Source organism: Chromobacterium amazonense (assembly GCF_001855565.1).
Lineage (GTDB): Bacteria > Pseudomonadota > Gammaproteobacteria > Burkholderiales > Chromobacteriaceae > Chromobacterium > Chromobacterium amazonense.
In genome coordinates, this window is the sequence record NZ_MKCR01000004.1 from 61,584 (window position 1) to 85,020 (window position 23,437).

The window sequence follows — 23,437 nt, forward strand, 5'->3', positions numbered from 1 at the left end:
GAGGCCGGCCGCCGCCAAGGCGCCCTGCATCTTCAGGCCGCCGCGCGAGACAAACCGGTCGGCCTCGTCGGCCACGATGTCGAATGCCTCATGCGCCGGGAATTTCTGACTGGGCTTGCCGACCACCTGTCCCCGGCAACTGACGCGGCCGGCGGCGATCAGGTTCTGCGCCGCCGTGCGCGATGCGGCAAGCCCTTGTTCCACCAGCAAAACATCCACTCGAATCATGTCCACTCCCGGCCTGGCCCATCCCATAAACGCGACAGGTTGGCGAAGCCGGCGCGGCCTGTCAAGCCGCTCTGCGCCGCGCCGCCCGGCAGGTGAAATCGCGCCCGCAAGGTTTACAATGAAATGCTAATAGTGCTAGTCTAAAAATCAACAAATTGATTTCATTCATGAATTCCGCACGATAGCCGTCCAGCCGCGATCCGGCTTGCCGCCATAAACAGCAAGCTTATGAATCCGTGCTGACGCTATCCATCCCGCGCTCGCCAAGCGAGCGTCCATGGCGCTCCCTTGAGCCGCCCGTCTTTCCATCTTCAGCGGCGCGCGCCTCGCGCGAGGCCATGCCGCGCCGCCACGCATAGGAGTATTGATGGTCTTACGCCTGTCGCTATTGCTAACCGTATTATTCGCGCTGTGGGGCGTCGCCGCCCCGGAGCACATGACCCATACCGCCTCGCAGTGGTTGAGCTTCACCATTTCCCGCTTCGGCTGGTTCTACCTGATGTCGGTGTTCGGCTTCCTGGTGTTCGCGCTGTACCTGGCCTTCGGCCGCTTCGGCCACATCCGCCTGGGCAAGGAGGACGACGAACCGGAGTTCTCACGCATGAGCTGGTTCTCCATGCTGTTTTCCGCCGGCATGGGCATAGGCCTGGTGTTCTGGGGCGTAGCCGAGCCGCTGTCCCACTTCGCCACCCCGGCAAGCGCGTCCACCGCGCCGGAATCGGCCGAAGCCGCGCGCCTGGCAATGCGCCATGTGTTCTTCCACTGGGGCCTGCATCCATGGGCGGTATATAGCCTGACCGCGCTGGCCCTGGCCTACTTCAAGTTCAACCGCGGCCAGAAGGGGCTGATCAGTGCGGCCTTCCGTCCCTTGCTGGGAAACCGGGTCGATGGCCCCATCGGCACCGCCATCGATGTGCTGGCGGTGCTGGCCACCGTCTTCGGCGTCGCCACCACGCTGGGCTTCGGCGCGCTGCAGATCGAAAGCGGCATGCAGATGCTGTTCGGCATCGCGCCTTCGGACTGGCTGACCGTGGCCATCGTGGTCATCGCCACCGCGCTGTTCCTGCTGTCGTCGCTGACCGGCCTGTCGCGCGGCATCAAGTGGCTGTCCAATCTGAACATCGTGCTAGCCATCCTGCTGTTCCTGGCCGTGGTGCTGCTCGGCCCCACTGGCTTCATCTTCGATACCTTCACCACCACGCTGGGCGATTATCTGGGCAATCTGACCAGCAGCAGCCTGCGCATGTCGCCGTTCAGCCAGGGCACCTGGATGGCCAACTGGACACTGTTCTACTGGGCGTGGTGGGTGACCTGGGCGCCGTTCGTCGGCATGTTCATCGCCCGCGTCTCGCGCGGCCGCACCATACGCGAATTCATGGTCGGCGTGCTGCTGGTGCCGGCGCTGGCCAGCTTCGTCTGGTTCTCCGCCTTCGGCGGCACCGCGCTGGACATGCAATTGTTCGGCGGCGTCGACCTGGTCGGCGCGGTGAAACATGACGTCTCCACCGCCTTGTACGTGATGTTCGAGCATCTGCCCGGCGGCCATGTCCTGTCCTTGCTGGCCATGCTGCTGGTGATCATCTTCTTCATCACCTCGGCCGATTCGGCCACCTTCGTGCTGGGCATGTTCACCAGCGGCGGCAGCCTCAATCCCAGCCACCGCCTCAAGCTGATCTGGGGCGTGCTGCTGGCCGCCATCGCGCTGGTGCTGCTGCAAAGCGGCGGCCTGAAAGCGCTGCAGGCGGTGCTGATCGTCAGCGCGCTGCCCTTCATGCTGATCATGATAGGCATGGCGGTGTCGCTGTACCGCGCGCTGGATGAGGAGGAGCGTGACGGCCGCCGCCGCGAGATCCGTCGCCTGCGCCAGCTGGAAGCGCTGGAAAAACGGCAGCAGAATTGAGCGCATGGCGGGACGAACGGCCGATTTGCTGCCATCATCACGCTATCGTCTTGCCATGGAGAAGATATGGACACGCATCAACTAGACCCGGCGGAAGTGCGCGTGCTGGGCGCGCTGGCGGAAAAGCAGGCGCTGACGCCGGACGCCTACCCGATGACGCTGAACGGCCTGTCCAGCGCCTGCAACCAGCTGACCAGCCGCGAACCGGTGATGCAGCTGTCCGAGGCCGACATCAGCGCGGCGCTGGATGCGCTGATCGCCAAGAAGCTGGTGGCCGAGCGCATGCCGGCCGGCAGCCGGGTGGCCAAGTACGAGCATAGGCTCAACTACGAGTGGAATATCGAAGGCGCCAAGCTGGCCGCGCTGGCCATGCTGATGCTGCGCGGCACGCAGACCGCCGCCGAAATCCGCACCCGTTCCGGCCGCCTGTACGCCTTCTCCGGCGTGGAGGAAGTGGAAACCGCGCTGAACGCGCTGGCCGACAAGTATCCGCCGCTGGTGATGAAGCTGGAGCGCCAGCCCGGCGAGCGCGAGGCGCGCTGGTGCCATCTGCTGTCCGGCGAGCCCCAAGCCGCGCCGGCGCCGTCGTGCGAAGTGATAGACGTGGGCCTGACTGGCCGCGTGGCCGCGCTGGAGGCCGAAGTGGCGGCGCTGAAGGCCATGGTGCTGTCGCTGGAGCAGCGGCTGAACAGCTGAGCCGCGCCTCTGCAAGCGCCCTGCCCCCAAGCCCGGTTCTGCCGGGCTTTTCGTATTGCGCGGCCGTAACGGCCATGTCGTTCAATGAACTTGTTTTTTAGAAATCGGTCACTATCTGTTGCGTCTGAACCCAACAGGAAATACCGCATGAAGCATTACGCACTCGCGCTGGCCTTGGCTGGCCTGGCCGGCGGCGCCCACGCCGCCGATTACATCGCCGGTTTCGGCAACGGCACCCAGCAATTCCAACGCACGCCGGACGGCTTCGGCATCGGCCTGAATCTGGATTACCTGCGCGACGACCATAAAGGCAGCGCCGGCGGCGCCGGGCTGGAATTCGCGCTGCCGCTCGGCCCGCTGACGGTAGCCGCCGGCGGCAAGCTGATGGCGCTGTCGCCGGACAGCGGCTCCGCCACCGCCACGCTGATCGGCGGCCGCGCCAGCTTCAATGTCTCGCCCAAGATCAAGCTGTTCGGCCAGGCCTATTACGCGCCCAGCAGCTTCGCCAGCGGCAGCATCAACCGCGTCAACGACTACGCCGCCGGCGTGCGCTGGAACGCGTTCGGCCCGCTCAGCGTGGAGGCCGGCTACCGCTACTTCGACATCCGCCGCGACGACGACAGCCGCAGCCGCCGGCTGGCCGACGGCGTCTATCTGGGCGCGGGCTTGAGCTTCTGAGCCTAGGGGCTGTCGACGTTTGGTGAGCGGTCGCGCCGGGATGCGTTTTGCGACGAATCGAGGCGTTTCGCGCGCCGCATAGTCATTCTCTGCCAGCGCGGAACAACGAAGAATCGGCGCGAAAGGCGCCCGGCCCTGCGGGTTTGGCCGCTTTGGGCCGGAAGCCGCGTTGCCCAGCCCTTGCATAGAATGACTATGCGTCGGACTGCGCGCCTTGCTTCCGGCCCAAATCGGCTCAAACGCGATCCACTCACCAAACGTCAACAGCCCCTAGCGGCCAGTCATGAAAAACGGCAGCTCGCGCTGCCGTTTTTCATTGCCTCATCGACTCACCACCATAGATGGAAACGCTTCTCCGGCGGCAGATACATCTTGTCGCCCGGCTTCACGCCGAAAGCCTGGTAGAACGGGTCGAGATTGCTGACGGTGCCGATCGGCCGCCAGATATCCGGCGTATGCGGATCGGACACCAGCTGCTGCACCGTGGCCGCGTCGCGGCTCTTGCTGCGCCAGGACTGGGCGAAGGCGATGAAGAAGCGCTGGTCGCCGGTCATGCCGTCGATCACCGGCGCGTCCTTGCCGCCCAAGGCGATCTTGTAGGCCTTGTAGGCGATTTCCAGGCCGGCGTTGTCGGCGATGTTCTCGCCCAGGGTCAGCTCGCCGTTGACGCGGTGGCCCTTCACCGGCTCGAAAGCGCTGTACTGTTTGACCAGTCGAGCCGTCACTTCCTTGAAATGCTTCTCGTCGGCTGGCGTCCACCAATTGCGCATATTGCCGTCGCCGTCGAACTGGTGGCCCTGGTCGTCGAAACCGTGGCTGATCTCGTGGCCGATGGTGGCGCCGATGCTGCCGTAGTTGACCGCCAGATCGAAGCGGGGATCGAAGTAAGGCGATTGCAAAATGGCCGCCGGGAATACGATCTCGTTATTGGCGGCGTTGTAGTAGGCGTTGACCGTCTGCGGCGTCATGCCCCATTCGCTGCGGTCCACCGGCTGCCCCAGCCGCTTGGCGTCGCGCAGGTAATTGAACGCGCTGATCCTCGCCACATTGCCGGTCAGGTCGTCGGCCTTGATCTCCAGCGCGGAGTAGTCGCGCCACTTGTCCGGATAGCCTATCTTCAGCATGTACTTTGACAGCTTGGCGTGGGCTTCCTTCTTGGTGGCCGGCTCCATCCAGTCCAGCGTGTCTATGCTCTGGTCGTAGGCCTTCAGCAGGTTGTGCACCAGCTCATCGGCCTGGCGCTTGGCCTCGGGCGTGAAGTATTTGGCGACATACAGCTTGCCCACCGCCTCGCCCAAGCCATCGTTGACCAGGGTCACCGCTTTCTTCCAGCGCGGCCGGTCCACGCCGCGGCCAGCCAGCGTCTTGCCGTAGAAGTCGAAATGCGCGGCCACCCACGGCTGGTCCAGATAGGGCGAATACACATCCAGCGTGCGCAGCGTCAGGTAGTCGCGCAGCACCGCCGGCGGCGTATGCGCCAGCAAGCCGGACAGCTTGGCCAGATAGCTCGGCTGGTCCAAATTGACATGCGTGGCGGCGGACAACTGCGCGCCGGCCATTAGCCGCGGCCAGTCATAACCGGGCAGAGTCTTGGGCAGATCGGCGACGGCCACCTTGTTATAGGTCTTTTGGATGTCGCGGTTCTCGACATTGCTCCACTGGATGCGCGCCAGCTTGTCTTCCAGCGCGTAGACCGCCTTGGCGCGCCGTTCGGCATGCTTTTCGCCAGCCAAAGTCAGCAGCTTGCCCAGATAACGCTGATACGCCTGGCGCGCCTTGGCGAAGTCTGCCGATTTGCTGAGGTAGTAATCCCGCTCCATCCCCAGGCCGGACTGGTTCACCCCCGCCAGATAGACCGAAGAGTTCTTCGGGTCTTGCCCCACATAGAAGCGGAACGGCGTATCCACCGGTTGCGCCTGCAAGCCGGCCATATAGGCCACGATCTGCTGCGTCGACCCCAGGCCGGCGATGGCGTCCAGCTGGGGGCGCAAGGCGCTCAGCCCCCGCTTGGCGATGGCGGCCTCGTCCATGAAGCTGCGATACAGGTCCGCGACCTTGCGGCCTTCGGCCGTGGCGGCATCGGCGTGTTCGATGATGTCGCGCACGCGCTGCTGGTTCAGGTCGTACAGATATTCGGCTACGCCGGTAGAAGAGCGCTCGGCCGGAATTTCTGCCTGTTTCATCCAGGCGCCGTTGGCATACAGCGAGATGTTGTCCTGGATGCGCAGCGAGTGGTCGATGCCCTTCAGGTCTATGCCATAGGCGCCATAATCGAGTTCTTGAGCCGATCCGGCCCAGGCCGCCTGCAGGCTCAAAGCTAGAACGAGCGGCAGCAATGTCTTCAAACGCATGGTTTTCCTCTTTTTCTCATGGCCTGCGCCAGCCATTAGCCGGCGCAATGCATGACAATAACGTGAAACCTTGCGTTTGTCCGCTCTACATAAGCCGCTGATACAGATACACCAGCACCCGCGCCAGTTCGGTGGCGGTGTCTTCCTGTCCGGCGTTGCCGGCATGGCCGCCACCGTCGGTTTCATAAAAGAGGGCGTCGTGGCCCAGCTCCAAGAGCCGCGCCACCATTTTGCGGGCGTGGCCTGGGTGCACCCGGTCGTCGCTGCCGCTGGTGGTGAACAAGGCCAGCGGGTAGCGCGCGTCGGCGCGCAGGTTGTGGTACGGCGAATAGGCGGCCAGCGCGGCGCGCTCGGCCTCGTCGTCCGGATCGCCGTATTCGTCTATCCAGCTGGCGCCGGCCAAGAGCTGGGTGTAGCGCAGCATGTCCAGCAAGGGCACCTCGCACACCACGGCCCGGAACAATTCCGGCCGCTGCGCCATGGCCGCGCCCACCAGCAGGCCGCCGTTGCTGCCGCCTTCTATCGCCAGCTTGGCCGGCGAGGTCAAGCGGCGGTCTATCAAATCCTCCGCCACCGCGATGAAGTCGTCGAAACTGATCTGGCGCTTGCTGCCTTGCGCCGCCTGGTGCCAGTGCGGGCCGAACTCGCCGCCGCCGCGGATGCAGGCCAGCACGAAGGCGCCGCCCTTGGCCAGCCAGTGCGGGCCAAAGTTTTCAATGTAGTACGGCAGCATCGGTACCTCGAAGCCGCCGTAGCCGTACAGCAGCGTCGGCGTCGCGCCATCGAAAGGCGCGTCGCGCCGCCGCACCACGAAGTACGGAATTCGCTCCCCGTCCGGCGCGGTGGCCTGCCACTGCTCGGCCACATAGGGCGCGGAATCGAAGGCGGCCGGCTGGCGGCGCAGGCATTCCTGCTCCCCGCTGGCCACGTCCAGCCGGTACAGGCCGCTAGGCGTCAGGAAATCGCTGTAGGTGTAATACAGCACCTCGCTCTGCCAGGGCTGGTCGGCGATTTCGATCACGCCATCCACCGGAAGAGTCAGCGGCTGCTGGACCCAAACGCCATCCTGCTTGGCAAAGCACAGCATGCGGCTCTTCACATTGTCCAGCAGGTTGACCAGCAAGCGGCTGCGCGTGGTTTCCACCATCGCCACCGCCAGCCGCGGCTCGGGTGCCTGCAGCAATTGCGGCGCCGGGCCGTCACCCAGCAGGCCCGCCAGGCCGACCGCCAGCAGGCTGCCACTGGGGTAAGTCTCGCCGCGCCAAGCCCAGTCCTCGGCCAGCTTGACGATGAAATCGCCGCCGATGTAGGCCTCGATCTCGGCCTTGGGCGGCAGCGGCAGGGCATGCGCGTCCAAGCCGCCGTCCAGCAGGTAATAGGTTTTGCGGTAGAAGCCGTCGGAAGCCTCGATCAGGTCGATGGCGCTGCCGTCGCTGTCGAGAAAGCGCCAGGCCGCCGTCATCATGGCGTCTTCCGGCGCGGCGAATAGTTGGGTCCAGCCATGCTGGCCATCCTCTGCGCGCTCCACCAGCCACACTTCGCGCGGGTAGCCGGCGCGGGTCAAGGGCGCGCCCTTCCAGCCGGGGCAGACGAAGACGCTGTCCGGATCGCGCCAGGCGATGTGGTTCTTGCCCTCCGGGAAGCTGAAGCCCTGCTCGACCCAGCGCCGCGCCTCGACGTCGTACTCGCGCGCCACGGTGGCGTCGCCGCCGCCGTCGGTCAGGTGGACCAGCGCCCGCTCCGGCATCACCGTGCAATGCGACACCCCATCCAGATACCAGTCGCGCTCGTCGGCGTCGGCCAGCGCGTCGATGTCCAGCACCGTCTGCCAGTCCTGGCTGCCGGCGCGGTAGGCGTCCAGCGTGGTGCGGCGGTAAATGCCGCGCGGATGCGCCTCGTCCTGATGAAAGTTGTACAGCCTGCCAGCATGTTCGGAAAAATACGGAATCTGCCGCGTGTCGCGCAGATCGGCCAGGATGTCTGCCTTCAGTCCGGCGAAGCGCGGATCGGCGTCCAGCACGCTCTCGGTGCGGGCGTTCTGCTCCGCCACCCAATCGGCGGCTTGGTCGGAATCCAGGCTTTCCAGCCAGGCGTGGGGGTCTTGGGACGGGTTCATGGCGATGGACATCTAGAATCTGTGAATGGCGGCGAGGGTAGCATCTGCGGACCGGGCTGCCAAATCAGGGCCTGCCATGCGCCAGCATCCAGGCGCCGGCCAGGCTCAGCACCCGGCTCTCGATGCCGTTGTAGCCATGCCAGGCCCAGGGCTGGCATGGGTCGCCCTCGTTGGCGCCGCCATCCAGCAGCATCAGCTCCCGCGGCGCGTCGGCGCGCAGCCGGTCTATCACCGGCCCCAGGTTGTAGGCATGGCTGGCGCGGCAGTCGTCGCGGCGGTGCTGGATCATCAGCACCGGGATGGTCAGCCGCTCCAGCGGCAGTTGGGCCAGACTGCCGCGGCCGGCGTCTATGCTGGAGGTCAGCAGCAGGCCGTCCGCCTTGTCCGGCCGCAGCAGCGCGACCGCCGCCGCCGAGGTGGTGCCGCGGCTGGTGCCGGCCAGCCAGACCGGCAGCGCCGCGCCCCGGCGCAGATAATCGACCACGGCGGCGATGTCGGTCGCATGCTCCGGGCTTTCGCGGAAATCGCCGAGCAGGCCGCGCGGCATGTCGGACGGCCCGTCAACGACCGCCACGCGGAAGCCCATATCGGACCAGCCTTGGCGGGTGCGGACCAGGAAGTTGCCGCGGCCCGCGCCCAGCTCGCCCGCCGCCGACAACTTGAGCAGCCCCTCGCCTCCTGTGAACAGAATCAGATTGGCGCGCGGCGGCCCCGGCGGCTCCAGCAGCAGGAAACGCAAGCTAACGCCGGGCCGGGTAGGCAATTCAATCATCCTCTCGGCCCAAGCAGGCAAAGACAGCAGGCAACACAGCAATATGGCGGGACCTCGCATGGCGCATCCTTTCCGCGACTTACGGCACCTCGGCCGCGGCCGCCTTGAACCGGGCGATCACTTCGGGCGGGGTGTCCTTATTGAAGGCGGCGTACAGCGCGCTGTCCAGCTTGTCCAGCTTGATGCCGCGCACCACCCGCTCGCGCGGCAAGCCCAAGGCCTTCAGCTTGCTGGCCAGGCCGGTCTCGGTGGACGGCAGCAGGTCGCAGCGGCCGTTGACGAACTTCTTGGCGTTGAGCGTGGAGTCCGACGACACCTCCAGCCGCAGAAAGCCCTCGGTCTCCAGATACTCATGCCGATAGTCGTTCAGCACCACGCACACGCTGTACTTGCGGGCATCGTCGAAGGCATGTACCTGGATGTCGCCGCGCGCGGCCAGTCGATAGAAATAGACGTCGGTATCCAGAATCTTGAAGGTGAAATCGAGAAACTGCATGCGCTCGCGCGTCTTGGCGATGGGGAACACCATCGCATACGGATGGCTCTTGGCTTCCTGGTAGGCGCGCGCCCACGGCGCGGCCTGCAGGACGCTGGGCGGCACCCCTACCTTGCGCATCACCCGCGTCACTTTCTCCACCGTGGTGCCGCCCATCACTTGCCCGTCCGGGCTGACCATCACATACGGCGGATCGTCGTCGGTGTAAATGCGCACCAGGTCCAGGCCGGCGGCGGCGGCCGGACACACGCGACACAGCGCCGCCAGCAGCGCGACTGCAATCAAGCGCATGCGGCCATGCTCCCATCGGTTTCCACCTCATGGTTATAGCCGCTGCGGCGCCGCTCAGTCGCTGAGTACGCGCTGCATCACCTCCAGCAAGCGGTCGATGTCGGCCCGGCTGACCTGCCAGTGGGTGACCAGCCGCATCGCGCCCTGGTGCGGCGGATTGGCCAGGAAGCCGGCCTGCTTCAGCGCCGACATCAGCTCGCTGGCGTCGATTTCGGCATTGAAGCGGAACCACACCAGATTGATGTGGACGTCGGCCGGGTCCAGATCGATGCACGGCAGCTTGGCCAAGCCTTCTGCCAGATAACGGGCGTTCTGGTGGTCCTCATCCAGCCGGGCCGCCATCTCGGTCAAGGCCACGATGCCGGGCGCGGCGATCACGCCGGCCTGGCGCATGCCGCCGCCCAGCAGCTTGCGCTTGCGGCGCGCCCGGGCGATGAAGTCGGCGCGGCCGGCCAGTATCGAGCCGACCGGCGCGGCCAGGCCCTTGGACAGGCAGAACATCACGCTGTCCGCATGGCGGGCGATTTCGCTCGCCTCGCAGCCCAGATGCGCCGCGGCATTGAACAAGCGCGCGCCGTCCAGGTGCACCGGCACGTCGTATGCGCGCGCCAGCGCGGCGGTGTCCGCCATCGCCGACAGCGGCAGCACGCGGCCGTTGCTGTGGGCGTTTTCCAGACAGATCAGGCCGGTGCGCGGCTCGTGGATGTCGTCGCCGACGCGGATGCGGCGCTCTATCGCCTCCACCGCCATCACGCCGCCCTCGCCCTCTATGGTGCGCATATGGGCGCCGGCGATCACCGCCGCCGCGCCGGCCTCATGCCAGACCAGGTGGCTATTGTCCTCGGCGATCACCTCGTCGCCGCGGCGGCAATGGGTGTACAGCGCCAGCTGGTTGCCGAAGGTGCCGCTGGGCACGAACAGCGCGGCCTCTTTGCCCAACGTGTCGGCGGCCAGCGCCTCCAGCTTCTGCACGGTGGGGTCGTCGCCATAGACGTCGTCCCCCACCGGGGCGTCGAACATGGCCTGGCGCATGGCCGGCGTCGGTTGGGTCACGGTATCGCTGCGAAGGTCTATCCACTGCATGTGTCGCTTCTCCTCAAGGGTGTGGCTGCGCCGGCAAGCCCAAAAAGCCAGCCAACGCGTCGGTAATCAGTTGTTCCAGCCCGGCAGGCGGCGCGCCGGCATCCAGCAGCAGGCCATGGACCAGGCTATCCGCCATGCGCAGCAGCACCTCGGCGCGCCCGGCCTCCAGGCCGCATGCCTGCAGCCAGACAGCCACGCGCTGCAATAACGCCGCGTCCTGCGGATTGCTGGCGGGCGGCTCGTCGAACGCCGGCCATTCGCGCTCCAGCACTCGGTGCAGGCCCAGCTCGCGCCGATGCAGGTCCAGCGCCGCGGCCACCATCGCCGCCAGTTGCTCCCGCGGCGGACGCCCGTCGCTCGCCACCAAGGCGGCATCCAGCGCGGCCAGCGTCTCTTCGCCATGGCGGCGATGCAACGCCGCCACCAGCGCCTGCTTGTTGGGAAAGTACTGGTATAGCGAACCGATGCCGACGCCGGCCAGCTCAGCCACGCGGTTGGTGTTGAACGCGGCATAGCCCTCGCTCGCCAGAATGCGAGCCGCCGCCTCAAGAATGGCGGCGACGGCATGGCGGGAACGGTTCTGGCGCGGCGTTTTGCGCGGTTGCGGGATGTCGTGCATCGAACTAGCTAAACACGAGTTTTCGCCTATCGCAAGCCAGCTTACATTTTATGCAGCGCGGCGCCGGCCCGCCCTTCCCTATCCCGCTCTGGAGAATCACCATGTCGCAACCCATGACTTTCTTCGCGTTGATGCGCGTCCATCCCAACTGGCTGCGCCTGAGCCGGCCGGAACGCCGCCGCTTCGAGCAGGAAACGCTGCAGCCGATTTATGCGCGCTTCCCCGGCGTAAAAATGCGCTGGTTCGACGCGGAAGCGTTCACCACGCGCTGCAGCGACGTCGCCATGTTCGAAGCCGAATCGGCCAAGGCGTTCTATTTTCTGATCGACGCGCTGCGCGACAGCCCGCTGATGACCGAACCGTACTTCGAATTCGTGGACATCATCCCGGCCGTGGAGGACGGCTTCCGCGACTACGACGCGCAGCTGGCGCGATAAAAGCCGACGGCGGCCGCTGGGGCCGCCGTAATCGGTTGCGCTTGCGCGCCACAGGCAAGGAACCTGTTGGAGCCGGCCCGAGGCCGGCGCGGGAGTCAACGGATTGTCAGCAAATCTTGCCTAGTGAATGCGATACGATTGTCGAATGGCGTCAGCCTGGCGTTCAGCTTTCTGGATTTCGGGAGCGCCCATGCTGATGTCGGCGCCGCAGCGGCAGCGCAAGGCATGGTCGGGTAGCAGGGACTTCAGGTGCATCCGGGTTTCGCGCCCGCACTCCTCGCAGGCGATCACCACCGTGGCGTTGTAATGCTTGTCCAAATCGATATCGAATCTTTGCTGCTTCATCGGAATCTCCCTAGTACTGAGAGTTGGCCGGCAGAGGAATCGCCGCAAGCCATTCGTGCCGGTCCCGCAACACATGCCCGGAAAAGCCGGGCACGTAATAGACAAGATACGGCTGATCCAAAAAGGTTCCAATCAATCAAGCAGTTGGATTGTAAAAAAATCTTCACGCCGGCCAGAAACGCCACAACGCGGCGGCAAAACCGCGCGCGAACTGGCACTGCGACGGCGGCTTGGTTATCCTTGGCCGTTTTTCGCAAGCCAGGTAATGCCAGATGGACCACACAGCCGATCTCGACCGCCGCTTCGGCGGCATTGCCCGCCTCTATGGCGACGACGCGCTGGCGCGCTTTCGCCGCGCCCATGTCTGCGTGGTGGGCGTCGGCGGCGTCGGCTCCTGGGCCGTCGAGGCGCTGGCGCGCAGCGCCATCGGCAAACTGACGCTGATCGACCTGGACAATGTGGCGGAATCGAACACCAACCGCCAGCTGCCGGCGCTGGACCCGCTGTACGGCATGGCCAAGGTGACGGCGCTGGCCGAGCGGGTGAAGGCCATCAACCCGGCCTGCGAGGTGACGGAGATAGAGGACTTCGTCACCGAAGAGAATATGGACGAGCTGCTGGGCCGCGGTTACGACTACATCGTCGACTGCATCGACAGCCTGAAAGTGAAGACGGCGATGGCCGCCTGGTGCGCCAGGAAGCGCCAGCGCTTCATCGTGTCCGGCGGCGCCGGCGGCCAGATGGACCCGAGCCGGATCAAGCTGGCCGACCTGTCCGAGGTGACGCAGGACCCGCTGCTGTCCAAGCTGCGCTACAACCTGCGCCGCCATCACGGCTTCGCCCGCGACGGCAAGAAGATGGGCGTGCCCTGCGTCTACTCCACCGAGCAGCTGGTCTACCCGCAAGCCCAGGCCTGCGACGCTGGAGAGGCGCGCGGGCCTCAAGGCTTATCCTGCGCCGGCTTCGGCGCCGGCATGGTGGTGACGGCCAGCTTCGGCCTGTTCGCCGCATCGCGGGTGCTGACCGATCTGGCCAAGACTAAGAAGTAAGCAGGCCCCAGTTGCTTACAAAAACACACGGTTTTGCATCCGCTACGCGGATGATGATTTCCATTGCCGGGGCTGCCCTCCACCCCTAAAGGCCACCCTGCAAGCCTGGCCTTCGCCTCCCCGCTGGGTCCCGCCAGGCCCGAGGCGCGGCTGAACTCTCTGCGTGCGAATCTCTCACGAGGCGAGGCAAAGCCTCGCACGTAGAGATTCGCTCAGCGATGCGCGCTAACGTCGCTGGGCTCAAACAAACAGCCGCTTAAAACCTCGGGCCTGCCACCCAGCGGCAGGCTTAAAGGGACCGGGGCACATCGAAAACGTCATGTATCCGCAACAACAAGCGCAAATGCTGCGCCAAGAATAGCCAATCGATGCTCAGCCCTTGCGCTGAATCAGATCCCACTGATTGCCGCACAAGTCGCGGAACACCGCCACCGTGCCGTAGTCCTGCACCATAGGCTCGCGGGTGAACTCCACGCCCGCCGCGCGGTAGCGCTCGTAATCGCGCCAGAAATCGTCGGTGTTCAGGAACAGCCACACCCGGCCGCCGGCCTGATTGCCGATGGCGGCGCGCTGAACGTCGTTGCTGGCCTTGGCCAATAGCAGGCTGGCCGCCGAACCGGGCGGCGTCACCACCACCCAGCGTTTGTCCTGCTCCGGCTGGTAGCTATCCTCGGTCAGCTCGAAACCCAGCTTGCCGACAAAGAAATCGATGGCCTCGTCGTAGTCGGCCACCACCAGCGACACCAGCGCCAAACTCTGCTTCATGTTCTTGCTCCACAGCCAGGCGCCGCCGGCGGGACATCCGCCAGCCTGCGCCGCGCCTCGGCAAAAGCTCGATGATACAGCGGGCCGCTGCCCTCAGGCGCGGTGGATGGTATGACAACTTGCCGTTTTGCTGCAGCAAGGGACAGCCCTTGTTCGCGCTCACGGCTGCAGAATCTTGCAGTCGTGGTCCTGCAGCTCCTCGGCTGACGCTCGGTTAACGCTAAGCAGGTCGGCGCGCGTAGCCAGCAGCACAAACCCGGGGCCATCGGCAAAGCCCGCCGGCAGCAAGGCCAAACCATAGCGGCCCATTTCCTCTCGCGCGCCGGGGAGGCCGTCGGCCAGCATGCGGAACGGATCGGCTGCTGGATCGCCATTGGCGTCGGCATCGACGCGGCGCGCCCAATATGAGTGCCCCTCCAGCTCCACCGGCAACTGCCGCCAGCCGGCATTCAGGCTGTCATTCAGATCATCCACCTGCTGCCTCACCTTGCGGTCGACGCAGGATATGTGGATGTGCAGCTGGTTCTGGCTGCGCCCGTACTGCGAATTGATCGCCAGCGACACCGCCTGCCGCGGCAGCGGCTGGCCGCGCTTGGTATCCATGAAACGGCGCGCCTGCCAGGCCTCGCGCCAATAGGCCGGCGCGTCGTTCTGCAGCAGCCGCGGGCTTTCGATGCCGCTGACCCGCTCCGTGGGAATCAACAGGTACTGCAGCGCGCCGTTGCGGTCCTTCAGCACCGCCACGCCTTGTTGCAGCTTGACCTCCGCGCACGGCTCGGGGGCACCCTTGGCCTGCATGTCCGGCACGCACTGCTCGCCGACGATGCGCCACAGCGCGTCGCTGTCCGCCAAGGCACGATAGGACACGCCGGCCGCCAGCAAGGCGCATAGGCTGAGGCCGACAAAGATTCTTTTTTTCATGGGAATCCGGGAAGAAAATGGGAAGGCGACTGAAAAATTTCCGCGCATGGCGGCCCTGATCGGTAGCTCAATTACATCAAACATGTGGTTAAAACCACAAAAATGTTTCGATAAATTTTCGTGTTTCGACCTTATCTTTCGTAAATGTGACAAACAATAGAACAAAAGAATAAGTTCAATACTTAAGGACAGGTTTTTATCTGCTCATATGGCATATCTTTGCCCCGCCGCGCAGATCCCGCCGCGGCCAAGCAATCCTAATGTTATCGATGCAGAAACCGCAACAACCATGTCCGAAGAATCATTCCGTCCGCTGCTGTACCTTTCCCGCCGCCAGGCCTTGCTGTTCTGCCTGCTGCTTACTGCCTTTGAGCTATTGACCTATCTGGCCAGCGATATGGTGATGCCCGCCATGCTGCAGGTCACACGGGATCTCTCCGCCGCCAGCCACCACGTCCCCACTGCGCTGAACGCCTTCCTGCTGGGCGGCATCGCCTTCCAGTGGCTGATCGGCCCATTGTCCGACCGCTTCGGCCGCCGTCCGACGCTGCTGGCCGGCACGCTGATCTTCGCCCTCGCCTGCCTCGCCGCCGCCGGCAGCCAGCACATAGGCTGGTTCAACCTGCTGCGCTTCGTCCAGGGCATCGCGCTGGGCTTCATCGTGGTGGTCAGCTATCCCGCGCTGCAGGAGATCTTCAACGAGCGCGACGCGGTGCGGCTGATGGCCTTGCTGGCCAATATCGCCTTGCTGTCGCCGCTGGCCGGCCCTTTGCTGGGCAGCCTGCTGCTGGAAGTCCTGTCTTGGCGCCAGCTGTTCGCCGCGCTCGGCGCAGCCACCGTGCTGGTGACGCTGGGCCTGTGGCGCTGGATGCCGGAAACGCTGGGCGCGCCGCGGCGCGACGGCCCGGCGCAGCAGCCGGTGCCGCTGCGCCTGGGCGTGGCGCTGGCCAATTACCTGGCGCTGCTCAAACACCGCGACTTCGTCTGCGGCAGCCTGGCGCTGGGCCTGCTGACTCTGCCGCTGATCGCCTGGATCGGCCTGTCGCCGCTGCTGCTGATCCGCCAGCTGGGTTACAGCAGCCTGCAATACGGCCTGTGGCAGCTGCCGGTGTTCGCCGCGATGATAGGCGGCAATCTGCTCTTGAACCGGATGGCCGGGCGGATGGAATTGTCCAGCCTGCTGCGGCTGGCGCTGTGGCCGATGGCCGGCGGCCTGCTGCTGACCGGACTCGCCGCCCCGCTGTCGCCGTCGCTGCCGGCCTTGGTCGCCTGCTTCTGCGTCTACGCCTTCGGCCTGGGGCTGGGCAACGCCACCCTGTATCGGCTGACGCTGTATTGCAGCGACAACGCCAAAGGCAGCGTCGCCGCGATGCTGGGCATGTTGTCCACCGCCATGCTGGGCGGCGGCAGCGCCATGCTCGCCCTTCTGGACGCCGGCGACAGCCCGTCCCGCTTCGCCGCCGGCGTCAGCTTGGCCTCGCTGCTGGCCTTGCCGCCCTTGTGGCTGCTGCTGCGCCGCCCGCAGCTCGAGCCCGTCTCCGCCTGACTTCCGATTTCTTCATCACGGGAACCGTCATGATCACACTCCCCCATGTCGAGGCCTTGTGCGCGTTGGAACACCCCTACCGCGCCGACGCCGAATGCGACCGTCTGTTCGACGCCGCGATGCGCCAACTGGTCGACTACCACTGCGAACACAGCCCCGGCTACCGCAGCTGGCTGGAACAGAACGGCTTCACGCCGCAGCGGCTGGCCAGCCTGACCGACTGGTCCGAATTGCCGCCCATCTTCGCCAATTACTTCAAACGCCGGCTGCTGCTGAGCAAAACCGGCGAAGACGCGCTGGAGCTGACCTCGTCCGGCACCACCGGCCAGAAGAGCCGCATGCGCTATGACGAACGCAGCATCCACGCCGCCCAGCGCATGGTGGACCGCATCTTCGACCACTACGGCTGGAATACGCCGGAGCAACCGTGCAACTACCTGCTGCTCAGCTACGAGCCGGCCGGCGCCATCACCCTGGGCACCGCCTACACCGACCAGTTCCTGTGCAAATACGCGCCGATCAACCGCGCCCTCTACGCGCTGCGCCACAACGGCAAGGGCAATGAGTTCGACCCTTTCGGGACGATACGCGCGCTGCAGGAATTCGCCGAGGAAGGCCTGCCGGTGCGCATCTTCGGCTTCCCCGCCTTCCTGTGGTTCACGCTGCAACGGATGCGCGACATGGGTCTGCCCCCGCTGGCCCTGCATCCGGAATCGCTGGTTCTGCTCGGCGGCGGCTGGAAAACCCATGCCGACCAAGCGATACCGAAGATCGAACTGTACCGCCGGCTGGGCGAGCAACTGGGCCTGCCCGACGAACGCTGCCGCGACGGCTACGGTTCGGTCGAGCACCCGGTGCCTTATAACGAATGCCCGCGCCACCGCCTGCACGTGCCCAGCTGGGCGCGCGCCTGGATCCGCGACACCGCCACCCTGGCACGCCTGCCTTACGGCCAGCCCGGCTTCCTGCACTTGGCTTCGCCCTACATCACGTCCAGCCCGGCGCACAGCATGCTGCTGAGCGATCTGGCCGTGCTGCAGCCGGCCGAGCGCTGCGGCTGCGGCCTGGCCACCGACTGGTTCGAACTGCTGGGCCGCGCCGGCACCAGCAAGAGCCGCAGCTGCGCCATGGCGGCGTCTGAACTGATCAAGGAGTCCTGATATGTATCTGATCCATGGAGAATTGCGCAGCGACCTCACGCTCGCTGCCGCGCTGGACGCGCTGCGCCCGCGCCTGGCCGATACCCTGGCCGCGCCGCTGGACGCGGAGACGGTGCTGGCCTGCGCCGAACGCTTCGCGCTGGCCCTTATCGCGGCCGAGCACCACCCCTTGCTGGACGCGGCCTCGCGCGCGCAACTGGCCGCCCTTTGCCGCCGCGAGGCGCTGCAAGCCAAACGGGAGCGGGAACTGGGCGAGCGGCCATTTTCCCTGCGCCGCCGCGACTACCGCGAACCGCGCTTCGAAGCCTGGCAGCCGCTGGGCCTGGTGCTGCACGTCACGCCCGCCAACGCCGCGCTGTTGCCCTTCCTGGCCGCGCTGGAAGGCTTGCTGGCGGGCAATGTCAACTGGCTGCGCCCCAGCAGCAGCGATCAGGGGCGCAGCGCGCGCTTGCTGGCCGAGCTGCTGCATCACGACGCCAGCGGCCGCTTGGCCGAGCATATCGCCGTGCTGCCGGCAGCGAACACCGAGCTCTCGCAGCTGCTGGCCGACGCGGACGGAGTATCCGCCTGGGGCGGCGACGCCGCGCTCGCGGCCATCCGCGCCCAGCTGCCGCCCGGCTGCCGCTGGATAGACTGGGGACACCGCATCAGCTTCGCCTATCTCGATCCCGCCGCCGCCAGCGACGAGCAGCTGGACGCGCTGGCCGACGATGTCTGCCGCCATGACCAGCAAGCCTGCTCCAGCCCGCAAGCGCTGCTGGTGGACAGCGACGATCCGGCCGTGATCCGCGACATGGCGAGCCGGCTCTCCGCCGCGCTGCAGCGGCGCGCGCCGCTATGGCCGGCCTTGACGCCGGACTTGCAGGAAGCCGCCGAGATCAGCACCCGCATGGCTTTTCACCGCCTGGACCAGGCTTTTGCCGATAGCCAGGGGCAATTGCTGACCGGCGACGGCTGGCGGCTGGCCTGGAATATGGATCAGGAACTGGCGCCGTCGCCTTTATTCCGCAGCGTGGAACTGAGGCCGGCTCCGCGCGCTGCGCTGGCCCGCATCCTGCGCCCCTGGCGCACCCATCTGCAAAGCAGCGGCCTGATCGCGCCGCCCGCGCGCTTGCCGGAGCTGAGCCGCATGCTGCTGGCGGCCGGCGTCAGCCGCGTTGCCCCGGCCGGCCGCATGCACGACGGCTACCACGGCGAGCCGCACGACGGCGTCTACGCGCTGCAGCGGCTGTCGCGCCGGGTGTCGGTCAGCCTGGACGACGCCGCGCTACCCGGCCACGCCACGCTGGACGAGCCGCCGGCCGAGCCGGAAGGCCTGGCCCAGCTGCCGATCATGGACAAGACCGACTTCCAGAACCAGCCGCCCAACGACAAGGCCCAGCTATTCTTCCGCAGCGGCGGCAGCAGCGGCGCGCCCAAACTGGCCGGCGTCAGCTACCGCGACTATCACCACCATATGCGCGCCGCGGCCGACGGCATGCTGGCCGCCGGCCTGAACCCGGCCACCGACCGCGCGATGAACCTGCTCTACGGCGGCAAGATGTACGGCGGCATGCTGAGCTTCTTCACGATATTGGACTACCTGGGCGTGGCCCAATACCCGATGGGCGGCCCGTCCGACGACGACTTCAGCGAAATCGCCCACTTCATCGTCGAGCAGAAGATCAACACCCTGATCGGTATGCCCGGCACCGTGCATAGGCTGTTCGAATGCGAAAGCGCAGTGCTGCGCCGCTACGGCGGCGTGCGCAAGGTGTTCTGCGGCGGCGAGCACATCAGCGACGGCCAACGCGCCTACATCGGCAGCTTCGGCGTGGAGCGGATACGCTCGGCGATGTATGGCTCGGTCGACGCCGGCCCGCTGGGCCACGCCTGCGCGCACGGCGGCGACGGCGAATTTCACCTGCTGGCCGCAGCGCAGTGGCTGGAGATACTGGAAACCGACAGCGACCAGGCCGCCGCGCCCGGCGCAATCGGCCGCCTGGTGTTCACCTCGCGCGAACGCGAGGCGCAGCGCGTGGAGCGCTACGACCTGGGCGATTTGGGACAATGGCTGCCAGGCCCCTGCCCCTGCGGCCTGGCCACGCCGCGTTTCCGCCTGGCCGGCCGCCACGGCGCGCTGCTGCGGGCGGGCACCATCTTCCTCAACCCGGCCGCGCTGAGCGAGCAGCTGGGCCTGCCGCTGCAATGGCTGGTCGACCGCGGCGACAACGGCGGCGACCGCATCCGGCTGCTGGCCGACGGCGATACGCGGCCCCTGCGCCAACGCCTGCTGCAAGACCCCATGCTGCACGAGGTGGTCAGCGGCGGGCTGCTCCAGCTGGACATCATCGCCACGCCAGCCGCCGAATTCCGCCGCCATCCGCATAGCGGCAAGACCCCCCTGGTACTGGACCTTAGACGCTGAAACCCGGCCGGCGCTTCGCCGCCGGCATCTACACACATAATCATGAATCCGAAACTGATCTCGCTGGTCAAACACGCCCGCAACCATTCGCCATACTACCGCTCGCTCTACCATGGCCTGCCCGCCGCAGGCTGGCGCTTGTCCGACCTGCCCCCGGTCGACCCCTCCGCCTACTGGCGCGACTCTCAAGACCTGTCGCGCTGGCCGGCGCTGACCGCCTCCGCGCTCGACGGCCATGTTTTCAAGACCGGCGGCTCCACCGGCGACGGCAAATTGTCCGTATTCAGCCGCGACGAATGGCAGGCTTTCGTCCGCGCCTTCGGCGCCGGCCTCGCTCGCCAGCTGCGGCCAGGCGACCGCGTCGCCAATCTGTTCTTCGCCGGCGACCTCTACACCAGCCTGCTGTTCACCCATGGCGCGCTGTCTCACACGCCGGTGCCGGTGCTGGAATACCCGTTCAGCTGCACTGTCGATCACGACGCGCTCATCGACGCCATCCGCCGCCACCGCATCAATGTGCTGGCCGGCGTGCCGGCCCAGTTGCTGCGCCTTGTCCATCATCTGGAACAGCTCTCGCTGACGCTGCCTGGCGTCGAAACGGTGCTGTATGCCGGCGAAAGCCTGTTCGGCGAGCAGATCGCTCTGTTGAAGCAGGTGTTCCCGCAGGCCCGCATCGGTTCGATAGGCTGCGCCAGCGTCGACGCCGGCCTGATCGGCTTTGCCGACCCGGACTGCGACCATGGCGAACACCGGGTGTTCGACGCCGACAGCATCATCGAAATCATCGACGAAGACAGCGGAGAAGCGATAGACGAGCCCGGCCGCCGCGGCCTGCTGCTGGTGACCAATCTGCAGCGCCGGCTGATGCCGGTGATCCGCTACCCCAGCGGCGACCTGGCCTGCTGGCGCGAGCCGCCCGGTCCGCAGCGCAAGTTCGCGCTGCTGGGCCGCGCCGGCAACGGCCACCGCGTGCGCGTCGGCACCCTGTCGCTGTTCCCGGACGAGCTGGGCCGCGCGCTGGGCGAACAGCAAGACTTGCTGGCATGGCAGCTGGAAATCTCGCGCCGGGACGGGCGCAACTGTCTGGAATTGTTGCTGGCGGCGCGCGCGCCATTGGATTTGCCGCGGCTGCGCCAGGCCCTGCTGGCCAGCCAGCCGGCCATCGCCGAGCAATGCGGAAAACAACAGCTGAGCCTGGCGCTGCGGCAGGCCTCCCCGGAAGCGATGCGGACCCATCCGCGCTCCGGCAAGCTGCTGCGCGTGGTGGACCGCCGCGATTATCAACTGGCGGAGGCGCAGCCATGAGCGTCCGCCATCCTGAAACCGCCTGGGTCCGCGACTACCAGCCAGCCGACGCCGCCGGCATCAGCGCGCTGTTCCGCGCCATCTACGACGACCGCTATTTCTACGCCGATGTCTATCTGCCCAGCCAGATCCAGCAACGCAACGCCAGCGGCCAGTGGCGCTCGGCGGTGGCAATGCAAGGCGACAGGCTGGTCGGCCACGCGGCGCTGTGGCTGAATCCGGCCTATCCGGGCCAGGCCGAACTGGCGATGAACGTGGTGGACCCCGATGCGCGCGGCCAAGGCATCGCCAGCCTGCTGGGCCGGCACCTGCGCGCCGCGGCCGCCGATCTGGGCGTCGCGCTGCTGACCATCAAGCAAGTATGCTCGCATCCGCGCAGCCAGTACGTGGCGCAGGCACTGGGCTTTCACAACACGGCGCTGCTGCCGGACTACATCGACACGCCATTTGCCGGTCCGGTGCCGGAAAGCATCCTCTTGGGCTGCCTGCCGCTGCAAGCTCGGCCGCTGCCGAAGCTGGCGTGGCCGACAGAGTGGGAAAGCTGGCTGGCGCCGCTGCGCCAGGCTTTCGGAGAGGGAGAGAACGCGCCCGCCGGCGCGGCACTGCCGGGCTTGGCGCTGGCGCGCCACGGCCGGCGGCTGGAGCTGACCGCGTCACGGCCGACGCCGGCGCGGCTGGCGGAAATCGCCAAGCTGCCCGGCAGCCAGCTGATCTATCTGAAATTGCCGGCCAGCGCGGAAACGCTGGCCTTGCGGACGCAGCTGCGAGACGCCGGATTTCGCTTCGGCGGCCTGCTGCCGGCGGCGGCCGGAGGCTGGCAACTGCTATGGCTGCGTGGCGTCTCCGAACAAGATATCCACTTCAGCGACGAACAGGCCGCGCGTCTGTACCGGCTGTGCCGTTACAGCGGCTCTACCCGCACGGCCGTGCCGTAGCACAGCACCTCGGTCAGGCCGGCCATCACGTCGGTGGCGTCGTAGCGCATGCCGATCACGGCATTGGCGCCGAGCATCGTCGCGTGGTCGCACATCAGCGCGTAGGTTTCCGAGCGCGCCTGCTCGCACAGGCTGGTATAGATGGTGATGTTGCCGCCAAACAGCGACTGCAAGCCGCCGAAAAAATTGCCGATGACCGAGCGCGAACGCACGGTGATGCCGCGCACGACGCCGAGGTTGGCGGTGATCCGGTAGCCCGGCAGTTCGAAAGCGGTGGTGACCATTCTGGCTGGCAACATGGAAATCTCCTGGTGATGAAACCCGTCCCGAACAGGATGGGCCCCATCATGATATCTGGGAAGCTCAGACCGGACGATATTCGCCGTCGCGCAACAGCGGCACGCAGCGGCTGACATCGTGCTGCGCCGCCAGCGTCACGTCCTCCGGAAAGCCGCGCTCGACCAGTTCGCAGGCCGACAGGCCCTGGCTCAGCTGGCGCTCCAGATCGTTGCGCGCCAGCACAAAGGCCGCTTCCGCCGCCAGCGCCTCCGGCGACTTGGTGCCGGCGAGATTGTGAATGATGGCGCCGGCGCCGATGAAATCTTCGTAGGCGAAACGCAGGCTGCCATCCGGATTCAGCTCGCCCGCCGCGATCAGCAGCACCGAACCGTCCTGATCATTCAGATAGTTGGCCACCACCGAGGCGTTGCGCAGGCAGCCGGCGATGGTGCGCGACGACTCGCTGGCCAGGCTGACGGCCGCGCCATTTGGCGACGGCAACACCAGCCGGGTGCCGAAGGCCAGCCGCTGCATCGAAGACGGCGACAGCGACGGCTGCGTGCGGCTGCGCTTGCCAGCCAGCAGCGCCTGCCGGCTGGCGGCGAAGTCCTGCGCGCTGTCGTCCTTGACCCGATACGGCAACACCACCACGCCGTTGCCGCAGGCGACATCGACACAGGTACTGAAGGACAACACATCGACGACAACGCAACTGTCCGCCTGCCGGCTCAACTGCCTCGCCGCTTCCACTCCCCACTGCAGCCGAACTGAAAATTCCTGTTGCGTATGTGGCATTCTTCGTCCCTGAAAAATGGCAAGCCGCCGGTTTGCCGGCGGCGGTTCAATGTCCGACACGGCGCGCCCTGCCCTTCCAGCCCCTTGGCGATGCGCGCCGCGCGATCCGCCCAGGCCTGCGGCCTGTTATCGGATCGAAATAATTATTATTGGAAAGGTCGAAAGCTTAACCATTGGCCATCAAAAACTCAAAGAAATCATATGAAAACGCCCCCGGATGCGACTCCGGAGGCGTTTTCGCTGCGCGATTTCCAACAATGCGC

At 66.2% G+C, this 23,437-nt stretch carries 21 protein-coding genes and 1 pseudogene; 10 read left to right on the top strand and 12 right to left on the bottom strand.

Annotated features, from left to right (window positions below; genetic code table 11):
* Positions 1-159: 159 nt before the first annotated feature.
* Positions 160-255 (bottom strand): annotated as a pseudogene (locus tag BI343_RS20235) (hypothetical protein); the annotation flags it as partial.
* 340 nt (positions 256-595) lie between these two features.
* Between BI343_RS20235 and BI343_RS03415 the strand changes: the two are divergent.
* The 3 genes from BI343_RS03415 (at position 596) to BI343_RS03425 (ending at position 3,502) form a co-directional block, all read left to right on the top strand.
* Positions 596-2,128, top strand: a complete 1,533-nt coding sequence (locus tag BI343_RS03415; RefSeq protein ID WP_071108668.1) for a glycine betaine uptake BCCT transporter — start codon at positions 596-598, stop codon at positions 2,126-2,128.
* A 66-nt stretch (positions 2,129-2,194) separates the two neighbouring features.
* Positions 2,195-2,824, top strand: a complete 630-nt coding sequence (locus BI343_RS03420) for a YceH family protein (RefSeq protein WP_071108669.1) — start codon at positions 2,195-2,197, stop codon at positions 2,822-2,824.
* A 147-nt stretch (positions 2,825-2,971) separates the two neighbouring features.
* Entirely contained in the window at positions 2,972-3,502 is a 531-nt protein-coding gene (locus tag BI343_RS03425) for a YfaZ family outer membrane protein (protein ID WP_071108670.1), read from the top strand.
* A 329-nt stretch (positions 3,503-3,831) separates the two neighbouring features.
* On the opposite strand, the gene BI343_RS03430 is transcribed toward BI343_RS03425, so the two are convergent.
* The 6 genes from BI343_RS03430 to BI343_RS03455 all read right to left on the bottom strand — a co-directional run bounded on the left by BI343_RS03430 (position 3,832) and on the right by BI343_RS03455 (position 11,230).
* Entirely contained in the window at positions 3,832-5,853 is a 2,022-nt protein-coding gene (locus BI343_RS03430) for a M13 family metallopeptidase (protein ID WP_071108671.1), read from the bottom strand.
* An 85-nt stretch (positions 5,854-5,938) separates the two neighbouring features.
* Complete coding sequence (locus BI343_RS03435; protein WP_244886559.1) at positions 5,939-7,981, bottom strand: prolyl oligopeptidase family serine peptidase; 2,043 nt, start codon at positions 7,979-7,981, stop codon at positions 5,939-5,941.
* Positions 7,982-8,033: 52 nt separating this feature from the next.
* Entirely contained in the window at positions 8,034-8,708 is a 675-nt protein-coding gene (locus BI343_RS03440) for an alpha/beta hydrolase (protein ID WP_244886560.1), read from the bottom strand.
* 112 nt (positions 8,709-8,820) lie between these two features.
* Positions 8,821-9,528 carry a substrate-binding periplasmic protein gene (locus tag BI343_RS03445; RefSeq protein WP_071108673.1) on the bottom strand — a complete coding sequence of 236 codons (708 nt, stop codon included), beginning with the start codon at positions 9,526-9,528 and terminating at the stop codon, positions 8,821-8,823.
* Positions 9,529-9,582: 54 nt separating this feature from the next.
* Positions 9,583-10,611 (bottom strand): low-specificity L-threonine aldolase, encoded by a 1,029-nt coding sequence (gene ltaE, locus BI343_RS03450; protein ID WP_071108674.1) that lies wholly within the window; start codon positions 10,609-10,611, stop codon positions 9,583-9,585.
* 13 nt (positions 10,612-10,624) lie between these two features.
* Positions 10,625-11,230 carry a TetR/AcrR family transcriptional regulator gene (locus BI343_RS03455; protein ID WP_071108675.1) on the bottom strand — a complete coding sequence of 202 codons (606 nt, stop codon included), beginning with the start codon at positions 11,228-11,230 and terminating at the stop codon, positions 10,625-10,627.
* A 101-nt stretch (positions 11,231-11,331) separates the two neighbouring features.
* On the opposite strand from BI343_RS03455, the gene BI343_RS03460 reads away from it, so the two are divergent.
* On the top strand, positions 11,332-11,667 hold the full coding sequence (locus tag BI343_RS03460) for a darcynin family protein (RefSeq protein WP_043623883.1): 336 nt from the start codon (positions 11,332-11,334) through the stop codon (positions 11,665-11,667).
* A 120-nt stretch (positions 11,668-11,787) separates the two neighbouring features.
* Here the strand turns inward: BI343_RS03460 and BI343_RS03465 are convergent, their stop codons facing one another.
* On the bottom strand, positions 11,788-12,012 hold the full coding sequence (locus tag BI343_RS03465) for a hypothetical protein (RefSeq protein ID WP_043623880.1): 225 nt from the start codon (positions 12,010-12,012) through the stop codon (positions 11,788-11,790).
* Between the two features lie 272 nt (positions 12,013-12,284).
* On the opposite strand from BI343_RS03465, the gene BI343_RS03470 reads away from it, so the two are divergent.
* Entirely contained in the window at positions 12,285-13,061 is a 777-nt protein-coding gene (locus tag BI343_RS03470; RefSeq protein WP_071108676.1) for a tRNA threonylcarbamoyladenosine dehydratase, read from the top strand.
* Positions 13,062-13,433: 372 nt separating this feature from the next.
* On the opposite strand, the gene BI343_RS03475 is transcribed toward BI343_RS03470, so the two are convergent.
* Together BI343_RS03475 and BI343_RS03480 are read right to left on the bottom strand one after the other, a co-directional pair.
* Positions 13,434-13,826, bottom strand: a complete 393-nt coding sequence (locus BI343_RS03475) for a VOC family protein (RefSeq protein WP_071108677.1) — start codon at positions 13,824-13,826, stop codon at positions 13,434-13,436.
* Positions 13,827-13,985: 159 nt separating this feature from the next.
* Positions 13,986-14,747, bottom strand: coding sequence for a CDP-diacylglycerol diphosphatase (locus BI343_RS03480; RefSeq protein ID WP_071108678.1), 762 nt, complete (start codon positions 14,745-14,747; stop codon positions 13,986-13,988).
* A 289-nt stretch (positions 14,748-15,036) separates the two neighbouring features.
* Between BI343_RS03480 and BI343_RS03485 the strand changes: the two genes are divergently transcribed.
* From BI343_RS03485 to BI343_RS03505, 5 genes are read left to right on the top strand one after another with little or no spacing between them, the layout of a single operon-like run.
* On the top strand, positions 15,037-16,293 hold the full coding sequence (locus BI343_RS03485) for an MdfA family multidrug efflux MFS transporter (protein WP_071108679.1): 1,257 nt from the start codon (positions 15,037-15,039) through the stop codon (positions 16,291-16,293).
* 29 nt (positions 16,294-16,322) lie between these two features.
* The gene (locus BI343_RS03490; protein WP_071108680.1) at positions 16,323-17,453 is read left to right on the top strand and encodes a LuxE/PaaK family acyltransferase; all 1,131 of its coding nucleotides are present in this window, start codon (positions 16,323-16,325) and stop codon (positions 17,451-17,453) included.
* A gap of 1 nt (position 17,454) precedes the next feature.
* Positions 17,455-19,860: an acyl-CoA reductase gene (locus BI343_RS03495; protein WP_071108681.1), complete on the top strand. Its 2,406-nt coding sequence runs from the start codon at positions 17,455-17,457 to the stop codon at positions 19,858-19,860.
* Positions 19,861-19,902: 42 nt separating this feature from the next.
* The gene (locus BI343_RS03500) at positions 19,903-21,165 is read left to right on the top strand and encodes a phenylacetate--CoA ligase family protein (RefSeq protein ID WP_071108682.1); all 1,263 of its coding nucleotides are present in this window, start codon (positions 19,903-19,905) and stop codon (positions 21,163-21,165) included.
* Positions 21,162-22,100 (top strand): GNAT family N-acetyltransferase, encoded by a 939-nt coding sequence (locus BI343_RS03505; protein ID WP_071108683.1) that lies wholly within the window; start codon positions 21,162-21,164, stop codon positions 22,098-22,100. Before BI343_RS03500 ends, BI343_RS03505 begins: the two co-directional genes overlap by 4 nt.
* Here the strand turns inward: BI343_RS03505 and BI343_RS03510 are convergent.
* Both BI343_RS03510 and BI343_RS03515 read right to left on the bottom strand, forming a co-directional pair.
* Positions 22,067-22,399 (bottom strand): YbjQ family protein, encoded by a 333-nt coding sequence (locus tag BI343_RS03510; protein ID WP_071108684.1) that lies wholly within the window; start codon positions 22,397-22,399, stop codon positions 22,067-22,069. The genes BI343_RS03505 and BI343_RS03510 overlap by 34 nt on opposite strands.
* A gap of 64 nt (positions 22,400-22,463) precedes the next feature.
* On the bottom strand, positions 22,464-23,174 hold the full coding sequence (locus BI343_RS03515; RefSeq protein ID WP_071108685.1) for a 2-phosphosulfolactate phosphatase: 711 nt from the start codon (positions 23,172-23,174) through the stop codon (positions 22,464-22,466).
* Positions 23,175-23,437 lie beyond the last annotated feature (263 nt).

What these genes read in the sequence shown, in the direction of transcription:
- BI343_RS03415 (WP_071108668.1), top strand. Translation starts at nt 596, where the DNA reads ATGGTCTTACGCCTGTCGCTATTGCTAACCGTATTATTCGCGCTGTGG.
- BI343_RS03420 (WP_071108669.1), top strand. Translation starts at nt 2,195, where the DNA reads ATGGACACGCATCAACTAGACCCGGCGGAAGTGCGCGTGCTGGGCGCG.
- BI343_RS03425 (WP_071108670.1), top strand. Translation starts at nt 2,972, where the DNA reads ATGAAGCATTACGCACTCGCGCTGGCCTTGGCTGGCCTGGCCGGCGGC.
- BI343_RS03430 (WP_071108671.1), bottom strand. Translation starts at nt 5,853, where the DNA reads ATGCGTTTGAAGACATTGCTGCCGCTCGTTCTAGCTTTGAGCCTGCAG.
- BI343_RS03435 (WP_244886559.1), bottom strand. Translation starts at nt 7,981, where the DNA reads ATGTCCATCGCCATGAACCCGTCCCAAGACCCCCACGCCTGGCTGGAA.
- BI343_RS03445 (WP_071108673.1), bottom strand. Translation starts at nt 9,528, where the DNA reads ATGCGCTTGATTGCAGTCGCGCTGCTGGCGGCGCTGTGTCGCGTGTGT.
- ltaE (WP_071108674.1), bottom strand. Translation starts at nt 10,611, where the DNA reads ATGCAGTGGATAGACCTTCGCAGCGATACCGTGACCCAACCGACGCCG.
- BI343_RS03455 (WP_071108675.1), bottom strand. Translation starts at nt 11,230, where the DNA reads ATGCACGACATCCCGCAACCGCGCAAAACGCCGCGCCAGAACCGTTCC.
- BI343_RS03460 (WP_043623883.1), top strand. Translation starts at nt 11,332, where the DNA reads ATGTCGCAACCCATGACTTTCTTCGCGTTGATGCGCGTCCATCCCAAC.
- BI343_RS03465 (WP_043623880.1), bottom strand. Translation starts at nt 12,012, where the DNA reads ATGAAGCAGCAAAGATTCGATATCGATTTGGACAAGCATTACAACGCC.
- BI343_RS03470 (WP_071108676.1), top strand. Translation starts at nt 12,285, where the DNA reads ATGGACCACACAGCCGATCTCGACCGCCGCTTCGGCGGCATTGCCCGC.
- BI343_RS03475 (WP_071108677.1), bottom strand. Translation starts at nt 13,826, where the DNA reads ATGAAGCAGAGTTTGGCGCTGGTGTCGCTGGTGGTGGCCGACTACGAC.
- BI343_RS03480 (WP_071108678.1), bottom strand. Translation starts at nt 14,747, where the DNA reads ATGAAAAAAAGAATCTTTGTCGGCCTCAGCCTATGCGCCTTGCTGGCG.
- BI343_RS03485 (WP_071108679.1), top strand. Translation starts at nt 15,037, where the DNA reads ATGTCCGAAGAATCATTCCGTCCGCTGCTGTACCTTTCCCGCCGCCAG.
- BI343_RS03490 (WP_071108680.1), top strand. Translation starts at nt 16,323, where the DNA reads ATGATCACACTCCCCCATGTCGAGGCCTTGTGCGCGTTGGAACACCCC.
- BI343_RS03495 (WP_071108681.1), top strand. Translation starts at nt 17,455, where the DNA reads ATGTATCTGATCCATGGAGAATTGCGCAGCGACCTCACGCTCGCTGCC.
- BI343_RS03500 (WP_071108682.1), top strand. Translation starts at nt 19,903, where the DNA reads ATGAATCCGAAACTGATCTCGCTGGTCAAACACGCCCGCAACCATTCG.
- BI343_RS03505 (WP_071108683.1), top strand. Translation starts at nt 21,162, where the DNA reads ATGAGCGTCCGCCATCCTGAAACCGCCTGGGTCCGCGACTACCAGCCA.
- BI343_RS03510 (WP_071108684.1), bottom strand. Translation starts at nt 22,399, where the DNA reads ATGTTGCCAGCCAGAATGGTCACCACCGCTTTCGAACTGCCGGGCTAC.
- BI343_RS03515 (WP_071108685.1), bottom strand. Translation starts at nt 23,174, where the DNA reads ATGCCACATACGCAACAGGAATTTTCAGTTCGGCTGCAGTGGGGAGTG.